At 48.5% G+C, this 2,485-nt stretch carries 3 protein-coding genes; all 3 read left to right on the forward strand.

What is annotated here, in order from left to right; genetic code table 11:
- Window positions 1-514: ABC transporter substrate-binding protein (locus WEIDD23_RS14720; RefSeq protein WP_242865472.1), on the forward strand; the 514-nt coding region annotated here is incomplete at its 5' end.
- A 15-nt stretch (window positions 515-529) separates the two neighbouring features.
- On the forward strand, window positions 530-2,038 hold the full coding sequence (locus tag WEIDD23_RS07935) for an AMP-binding protein (protein ID WP_010370879.1): 1,509 nt from the start codon (window positions 530-532) through the stop codon (window positions 2,036-2,038).
- A gap of 4 nt (window positions 2,039-2,042) precedes the next feature.
- The coding region (locus tag WEIDD23_RS13650) for an acyltransferase (protein ID WP_242865473.1) at window positions 2,043-2,485 on the forward strand (443 nt) is incomplete at its 3' end.

A 2,485-nucleotide genomic window follows, 5' to 3' on the forward strand; every position in this document is an offset into this window, starting at 1 on the left:
TTTGTTGCTGCAAGCCCTGTCGAAGGCGGGGATGTCAGCTTCAGATATTGAGTGGGTTAACATGAAACAGGCCGACGCGGCGATTGCCTTCTCTAAGGGTGACGTTGACGCGTGGGTCACATGGGATCCGTACACGGCACAAGGTCAAGTGACGCAACAAGCCAAATTGTTAACGAACGGAGATGGTTTATCGCAGAATCGTGATTTCATCTTATCAACGCAACAGTATGCAAAAAAGCACGAAGCGGTTAACGAATACCTCGTGAAATACTTGTCTGAAGATATGACGTGGGCAAATGAGCATCCCAAGGCGTTGACGAAATTGCTCACGAAGGCATTGGGCATGAAGCAAACGATTGTCGCTAAAATGGTTGATCGGCGCGATTGGACATTAACGCCGATGACCAAGGCAATTGCAAAGGAAGAACAGACGATTGCCGATGTTTTCTATGAAAATGATTTAATCAAGCAACGTATTAACGTCAGTGATGATGTGATTTACGTGTCAGAATAACGAAGGGAGCATGAGATGACAGTTTTAACGAGGGACTTGCAGGCACAATTGACGGCGCATGCCGATGATGTGATGTTAGTCTCGTTGACGGATGAACGCCAATATACCGGCCAGCAGGTGACTGCGCTGGTCGAACAAATGAAACAGACGTTGGTCGCGCAAGCAATCGGTGCGGGGGATGTCGTCCTTATCGCCTTGGCCAATCATTGGCTGTACCCGATTTTGGAACAAGCCTTATGGGAAATCGGCGCAATTGCGCATCCAGTAGCACCGACTTCGGGGGTGCGTGAAATTCTCGATGAGTTTGCAGATTATCACTATACAGCCGGCATCTTTGCGGAGAGTTTTCGACCAGCCCTTGCCACGCAACCGGACTTTTTGGATCAGACGTTCGCAATTCATGAGCAACCGGTCTATTTTTATCGCTATCAGCAGGGTGAATCGTTTCAGGATGATATGACGCTAAGTGATGACAGTCCGGCCGTTATTCTAAACACCTCAGGGTCTACTGGCAAGCCAAAGCGGGTTGGGTTAACGCACGCGCAACTTGCGAACTCTGCGCACCACATTGCTGCCTCACAGCGTTTAACAAATCAGGATGCCACAATGGTGGTGATGCCGATGTTCCACGTCAATGCGCAAGTGATTGCGATGCTGAGCACGCGTTTGTCGGGTGGCAAGCTGGTCGTTGCTGAAAAATTTTCGGCTTCCAAATTTTGGGAAGCTGTGGCGGATCATCAAGTCACGTGGGTCTCAATTGTGCCAACTATAGTGCAGATGTTGCAGCAAAATGAACGCGCTCGGACGGCCTTCGCGCGTCGCCAAGCGGACGTGCAGTTAAAATATGTTCGTTCGGCATCCTTTTCACTACCGGCAGAACAATTGGCTGCGTTTCAAGACCAATACGGTATTCCAGTCATTGAGGGTTACGGGATGACTGAGGCAGCTTCGCTAATTGCGTTAAATCCATTTGACGCCCCGAAGCCTGGTAAAGTTGGCTTACCAGTGGCAACTGAGATTGCCTTATTGGTGGAGAATCAGGTGACCAATGTACCAAATCAAACTGGTGAAATCCTATTGCGCGGGGACCATGTCATTACAGATTATGTTGATCCAAAGCCAAGTGCATTTCATGATGGTTGGTTACGGACGGGTGATTTAGGTCGTTTTGACGATGATGGGTACTTGAAAATTGTTGGTCGCATCAAAGATATCATTAGTCGTGGTGGCGAAAAAGTTGCGCCAGCTGCGATTGAGGCAGTCCTGCGACAACTCGACTTTGTGGCTGACGTGGTAGTAGTTGGGACGCCGGATGCATTGTATGGTGAAGCGGTGACGGCGGTGGTGATTCCAACGGCAACTGACCTGACTGAAGCTGAGATGACAACTAAACTGTTGGAACATGCCAGCACGCAGTTGTCACAACCGGCGCGACCAACGCAGGTGTTCTTTGTCGCGGATTATCCACGTAACCCAACTGGCAAGGTGGTTCGGCCACAACTAGCCGCGACGATAGGAAAGTAGGCGCATGGCAGAAAAAAAGAAACGACCTTATCTATATGAGGTGGATATCTTACGATTGATTTTTATAACGGGTGTGTTGTTAAATCACACTACTAGTATGATGGGTGGCCATATGGGAGTTGGGTCTTGGGAAAATCATTTCCTGGACGCGACGCACTTATCGCTACACTTTACCCGGATGGGCTTTATGTTCATTACTGGCTTAGTGTTATTCCTACAGCATTATCATAAGGAACTACATGTCTGGTCATTCTGGAAAAAACGTTATTTAGGCGTTGGCATTCCCTTTGTGAGTTGGACCGCTATTCTGTTAGCCGGTGACTTAATCGGCACAGGCAATTTTTCATGGGCGGCATTCTGGCCTAAGTTTGGCTATCTGGTCACGCACGGAACGGATTACTATATGTATTACATCATCGTGACGATGCAACTGTACCTGATTTTCCC

The sequence above is a fragment of the Weissella sp. DD23 genome (assembly GCF_001579105.1).
GTDB classification, from domain to species: domain Bacteria; phylum Bacillota; class Bacilli; order Lactobacillales; family Lactobacillaceae; genus Weissella; species Weissella cibaria.